This is a genomic window from Streptomyces sp. NPDC051921 (assembly GCF_040680975.1).
In the GTDB taxonomy this organism is placed as follows: domain Bacteria; phylum Actinomycetota; class Actinomycetes; order Streptomycetales; family Streptomycetaceae; genus Streptomyces.
Genome location: NZ_JBFAXU010000052.1, coordinates 1 through 6,107, shown reverse-complemented (window position 1 = coordinate 6,107; position 6,107 = coordinate 1). Strand labels below are relative to the sequence as shown.

At 73.7% G+C, this 6,107-nt stretch carries 5 protein-coding genes; 2 read left to right on the top strand and 3 right to left on the bottom strand.

The window, feature by feature from the left end:
* Positions 1 to 227: 227 nt before the first annotated feature.
* Complete coding sequence (locus AB0M16_RS36095; RefSeq protein ID WP_365350772.1) at positions 228 to 1,232, bottom strand: alpha/beta fold hydrolase; 1,005 nt, start codon at positions 1,230 to 1,232, stop codon at positions 228 to 230.
* Positions 1,233 to 1,460: 228 nt separating this feature from the next.
* On the opposite strand from AB0M16_RS36095, the gene AB0M16_RS36090 reads away from it, so the two are divergent.
* Entirely contained in the window at positions 1,461 to 3,557 is a 2,097-nt protein-coding gene (locus AB0M16_RS36090) for a right-handed parallel beta-helix repeat-containing protein (RefSeq protein ID WP_365350770.1), read from the top strand.
* Between the two features lie 43 nt (positions 3,558 to 3,600).
* Here the strand turns inward: AB0M16_RS36090 and thpR are convergent, their stop codons facing one another.
* Positions 3,601 to 4,188 carry an RNA 2',3'-cyclic phosphodiesterase gene (gene thpR, locus AB0M16_RS36085; RefSeq protein WP_365350768.1) on the bottom strand — a complete coding sequence of 196 codons (588 nt, stop codon included), beginning with the start codon at positions 4,186 to 4,188 and terminating at the stop codon, positions 3,601 to 3,603.
* A 274-nt stretch (positions 4,189 to 4,462) separates the two neighbouring features.
* Here thpR and AB0M16_RS36080 point away from each other — a divergent pair, with 274 nt between their 5' ends.
* The gene (locus AB0M16_RS36080) at positions 4,463 to 5,083 is read left to right on the top strand and encodes a hypothetical protein (RefSeq protein ID WP_365350766.1); all 621 of its coding nucleotides are present in this window, start codon (positions 4,463 to 4,465) and stop codon (positions 5,081 to 5,083) included.
* Here the strand turns inward: AB0M16_RS36080 and AB0M16_RS36075 are convergent.
* On the bottom strand, positions 5,065 to 5,958 hold the full coding sequence (locus tag AB0M16_RS36075) for an alpha/beta hydrolase (RefSeq protein ID WP_365350764.1): 894 nt from the start codon (positions 5,956 to 5,958) through the stop codon (positions 5,065 to 5,067). The two genes, AB0M16_RS36080 and AB0M16_RS36075, sit on opposite strands and share 19 nt — an antisense overlap.
* Between the last annotated feature and the right edge of the window lie 149 nt (positions 5,959 to 6,107).

Sequence of the window (6,107 nt, the reverse complement as noted above, 5' to 3'; positions counted from 1 at the left end):
TGCGCCTTCATGCTGTGCTCCTTGCGCTGTAGAGGTGTGCTTGCCGGTCGTCCGGGGCAGGGCCCGGCTGTCGCACCGGCGGATGTTCGCCGGTCGGTCGCTGGGGCAGGGCCGGGAGTCAGGGCGGCGTTGCGCGGCGCGCGGCTTCGAGGGCGGCCACCTCAAAGGTGACGGACGCGAGGGACGTGACGGCTGCGGAGGAAGTGGTGGTTGCCATGACCATCACGCTAGGGGGCGCGGGGCGGCCGGGGCTTCTCCATTCCTGACCGGTCCCGCACGGACCGGTCCCATCCTGACCGGTCCCGCACGGACCGGTCCCATCCTGACCGGTCCCGCACGGACCGGTCCCGTCCTGAACCCTCCCGGGACTTTCCTCGCCCGGCTCCGCCCGCGGTGGTCAGAGCGAGGATCGCCGGGACGATCACTTCCCAGTCGGCCCGCTCGACGCCGTGTCCCGCGCCGTCCAGGACCAGCAGCCTTGCGCCGGGGATCCGTTCCGCGAGTGCCTCGCCGTGCGCGAGGGGGAACAGCGGATCGGCGGATCCGTGGATCACCAGCGTGGGCACGCCGACCGACGAGAGCGGGGCCTGCGGCGGCTCCCCCTCGGGGAGCGAGTCGTGGTTGCGCAGGGCCGCGACGTCGCGCGCGCGTCCGACGTCGCGGCGCGCCAGGCGCCGGGCGGCGTCCTCGTCGAACGGACGGCGCCCCCCGGAGAGCACGCGCGCGTACGCGACCTGGTAGGCGATCATCGAGTCGGCGTCCGACCGGTCGACGCGCGCGTCCGAGGCGAACCGCAGGAACTCCTGCGTCGGCGGGGGGAGTTCGCGGTCGCCGCCCGGCACCGCGGCGGACGTGCTGATCAGGACGAGCGACAGCACCCGAGCCGGATGACCGAGCGCGAGCAGCTGCGCGAGCGCCCCTCCGGCCGAGACCCCCACGACGTGGGCGGCCGGGAGCCCGTAGGCGTCGAGCACCCGCACGGCGTCCTCGACGAGGTCCATGCCGGTGTATCCCGGGTGCCCCGGTTCGTAGGTGACGGACCGGCCGGTGTCGCGGTGGTCGTAGCGGATCACGAAGCGCGCGCCCCCGGCCAGCATCCGGCAGAAGCCCTCCTCCCACCAGAGCATGGACGCCCCCGTGCCCATGACGAGCAGGACCGGCGCATCCGAGGGGTCGCCGAAGGGTTCCGTGCACAGCTCGATGCCGTCGGCCTCGACGACGCGCTCGGCCATCGCCGCGCCTCCTCTCCGTCCGGTGGTCCACGGCGCGGTGGTGTCGACCACGCTACGTGCCTCCGGCGGGAGCGCCCTGCCGGCCGGGTCCGTGTTGCCTTTCTGTTTGAATCTGGGTTTTTCTGTCCGAACTTCTTGACATTCGGTTGTTCGGCCCCGAGATTCACAGCGCGTCCCCTCTCCACCCCCAGCACCTCGTCGGCCCCGTCACCAGAGGCAGGTATGTCAGTGAGATCAAGGGTCCGCGCCACCCTCGCGGCCGTCGGCGCCTTCGTGAGCGTCGCCGGGCTCACCACCCTCGCGCCGGCGGCGACCGCCGCCGTGGGCGGCGCCTACTACGTCGACTGTTCCGCCCCGGCGGCCGGAGACGGCTCCGCCGCCGCGCCGTGGAACACCCTCGCCGGGCCCAACGGGCATGTCTTCGGCCCCGGGGACAGCCTCGCACTGCGCGCCGGCACGACGTGCACGGGCACGCTGGCGCCGCGGGGCTCGGGGGCGGAGGACGCGCCGATCACGCTCGGGGCGTACGGAAGCGGCCCGGCGCCCGTCGTGAACGGCAACGGCGCCCCGTACGCCGTGCACCTCACCGACCAGAGCCACTGGACCATCCGCGGCCTGCGCGTGACCAACCCCTCCCCGGCCCGCGCCCAACGGACCGGGATCCAGGTGGACTCCGTGTCCGCCGTGCCCAAGGCCGGCATCGTCATCACGGGTAACGAGGTGCACGACACCGCCGGTTGGGGCGACAAGACCGGGACCAACGCGCCCTGGTACGTCTACTCGGCCGGCATCATGGTCCGCCACGCCTCCGGCACCGCCGGGCCGTTCGACGGGATCACCGTGACCGGCAACCAGGTGCACGACACCGGTGGCGGCGCCGTCAAGATCAGCGGTGACGGGGCGAGCCGCAGCACCGCCGTCCACATCGCCGGCAACACGATCCGCGAGGCCGGCGGCGACGGCATCGTCGTGCACAACGCCGTCGCGCCCCTCGTCGAACACAACACGGCACTCGACCTAGGTCTGGGCAACTACCCCTTCGTCGCAGGCAACTTCGCCGGCATGTGGCCGTACAACAGTCACAACCCGACCTTCCAGTTCAACGTCGTCGGCCGCAGCCGGCCGTCCACCTTCGACTCGACCGCGTGGGACTGTGACATCGCGACCACCGGCACCTGTCTGTTCCAGTACAACTACTCCTTCGGCAACGCCGGCGGCTGGTACCTCAACTGCCTGGGCAACTGCGGCGGTTCCACCGCCACCGACGCCGTCCTGCGCTACAACGTCTCCCAGGACGACTGCCGCATGGTCGTCACCACGGGCGGCACCGGCATCACCCACATCTACAACAACACCTTCATCTGCCCTTCCCGGCCGATGGAGGACACGATCAGCGCCAACAAGCGCGTGACCAACAACGTCTTCGTCGCGCCCGGCGGCAGCTTCGCCACCGGGACCGGCGTCAGCTACGACTCCAACGCCTACTTCGGCGGCATCGCCCCGGCACCCGGCGACAGCCGGGCGATCACCTCCGACCCCGGGCTCGTGGCACCCGGCAGCGGCGGCGAAGGTCTGGCCGAAGTGACCGGATACCGCCTCCGGACCGGTTCCCCGGCACTCGGCTCCGGCGCGGTCGTCGCCGCCAACGGCGGCCGTGACTACTTCGGCAACCCGGTGTCCGCGAGCGCGAGCCCGAACCGCGGCGCGTACAACGGCCCCGGCGTCACCCCGGCAGCCCTGCCGCTCTCGGCGGCGTACAACCAGGTCGGCGTGACGGCCGACGCCAACCCCAGCGCGGGCGGACTGTCCTCCGCCACCCACTCCGGCCGCTCCTTCTCCGCGGAGGCGCTCGCGGCGGCGGGACTCGCCCCGGGGCAGCAGGTCACCTCGGGCGGCGTCACCTTCACCTTCCACCGCGGCGCCCTCGGCTCCCCGGACCACGTCGTCGCCGCCGGGCAGACCGTGCAGGTCACCGGCACCGGAAGCAAGCTCGGCCTCCTCGGCTTCAGCACCTCGCACGCGCCGGCGGGCACGGGCACCCTCCGCTTCCGCGACGGCAGCACGCAGCCCTTCACCCTCGGGCTCACCGACTGGTGGGACACCACCCCCGTGACCGGCAACGTGCTGGTCGCGCGGGCGACCTACCAGAACCAGCACACCTCGCCGTACAACGGAGGCACCGCGCGGTACGCCCACACGGCGTCGGTGTGGGCCCAGACGATCCCCTTGCCGGCCGGCAAGACGCTCGATGCGGTCACCCTGCCGCAGGGCGCCCTCACGTCCGGCACGGCGCTGAGGATCTTCGACATCGCCGTGGGCGGGTGACGGGCGGGCGCCGCGAGGAGGAGGAGCGGAGGCACGCCCCTCCTCAGTCGCCCGCCCCCTCGAACGGCCACGACTCGATGTCCTGGTAGCGGATCGGCCCGGGGCCCCGGCCGAAGTTGCTGCCGACCAGGTGCAGGCGCGCCGCGGGCCAGGGCCGCCCGGAGAAGCCGGCCAGGCCCGCCGCCGAGTCGGCTATGGCCGACTCGGCGCCCCGGCGGGCGCGGGCCAGGGTCAGGTGCGGGCGCAGCGGTCGGCCCTCGAAGGGGATACCGCACTCCGTCACGAGGGTGCGGACGCGCGTCGCCAGGAGGTGCAGCCCTTCGACGTCGCCGTCGATGCCGCTCCACAGCACGCGCTCGTCGAAATGACCGCCGCCCCGCAGCCCCAGCTCCAGGGGGCGACGGCTCGCGGCGAGGGCGGCGAGGGGGTCCCGCAGCGGCGGCACGGCCCTGACCGGCAGCTCGCCGAGGAAGGCCAGGGTGATGTGCCAGTCCTCGATGCGGTTCCAGCGCAGGGCGGGATACGCCTCGTAGGCGGGGCGCAGCGCCGCCGCCAGCTCGTCCTTCGCGTCGTCGGGCGGGGCGAGGGCGATGAACACGCGGATGGTCGCGTCGGTGGACTGATCACTCACGGACCCTTCGTACCTCATCCGGCCCCGCGCGGTCACGTTCTCGGGGGCCCGCCCCGGTTCCGGAGGAGCGTGATCGGACCGGCACTGGTCGGTCCCGCCCTGCTTCGGGCACCATGAGCCCGGTCGTGGTCCCCGGCCGGGCAACCTGCCGGGGACCCTCGTTCGCGAACCCGGGGGAGTGGCAGTGGGCAGGTTCAGGCGACGTGGGCCGATATTCGAGGCGGACGCGCAACGGAGGGTGCGACGCAGCCCGTTGCTCTTCACCGTGCCGATCATGCTGCTCGTGCTGCTGACGGGGGTGCTCGGCTGGGAGATCGTCCGGGCCAACATGACGGAGGCGGCGCGGGCCGCCTGGCCGTGGCGGCTCCAGCTCCTCGACATGGAACCGCTCGGCAGCCTGCTCGCGGTCGCGGCCGGCGCGGTCCTCGCCCGGGCCCAGTACGCCCGCACCGTACGCCCGTTGCTCGGCTGGCGTGCCGACTGGAAGACCGGGCACCTGCGGGGCGGCGTGCCCGAGTGGCAGGTCGGGCTGCTGAACGGCGGGTCGCACACGGTGGTGGTGGAGGAGTACGCGTGCCGGGTCGTGCTGCGGGACGACACGGCGCAGGAGGCCGCCCCGTGGACGGACGTCCAGGGCGCGGCGGCGGCGCTGACCGGAGCCGGCCTCACCGTCGGGGAGGACTTCCAGCTCGTCACCATGGGGAACTTCCCGCTGGTGGGCACCGGCTCGTACGAGACGACCATGCTCGGGGCCTTCTCCCAGCGCTTCGTCGACGAGGTGGAGGCCCTGTACCTGAGGGTCCGCGTGGTCGACGTCGTCGGGGACAGCCACGAACGGATCCTCGACGCCCTCAAGGGCGCCCGCTCGACCTCGTATCAGCGCCCGCTGCCCTGACCGTCCAGCCAGCGCAGCACCTCGGGCAGCGCGTACTGCGCGGCGAAGTGCCCGGCCTCCGGTACGAGGACGGGCTCGGCGCCGGGGATGCGGCCGGCCAGCCAACGGGTGTGCGCCACGGGGGAGAAGGCGTCGTCGAGGCCGTGCCACAGCAGCACGGGCGCCGTGACGGAAGCGGTGTCGAAGCCCCACGGGACGACGAAGGCCAGACAGTCGTCCAGCCAGCCGTGGTGCGAGACCCGCAGCGCCTCCCGGTAGGTGCGCAGCAGCACCGTGCGCACGCGCGGGTCCTCGACGACCGGCAGGTCATGGGGGGAGAGCTCGGCACGCAGGTCGTCGAGGAGACGGACCGGGTCCCGCCGGATGACGGCGGCCCGGGCGACGAGGTCCCGTTCGAGCCCGTCGGGGTCCCGCCCGTCCAGGTGGGCGCGGGCCAGGCCGTACTCGCGGACGTTGAACGGGGTCATGCCGGCGTGCCAGTCCAGGCCGGCGGCGTCCGGGGGAGCGAGCCCCACCAGTACGGCGGCCGCCCGGACCCGCTCCGGCAGCAACGCCGCGCAGGCGAGCGCGTGCGGAGCCCCGCCGGACCGGCCGACCACCGCGAAGCGGCCCACGCCGAAGGCGTCGGCGACCGCGGCCGCGTCCGCGGCGGCATCGGCGACCCGGCGGCCCGGGGCGCGCTCCGACTCCCCGTAGCCGGGGCGGTCGTAGGCGAGGAACCGGAAGCCGGGATGCTCCTCGGCGAGCCCGGGCAACAGGGTGCCGAGGCGGGTGCCCGGCGTCCCGTGGAAGAGCAGCACGGGGCTTCCCGAGGGGTTCCCCCATTCCTCGGCCACCAGAAGCCGGCCGTCGTGGGTGCGCACAGGGTGTCCCATGGAGGGAGCCTAGGGCCGGGTGCCGGGTGCCGGACAGGGGACGCGGAAACCCCGGAGCCGCGGGCGGGGACGTGGAAGCCCCGGCGCCGCGGGCGGGGACGCGGAAACCCCGGAGCCGCGGGAGGGGACGACATCTCGTCCCCTCCCGC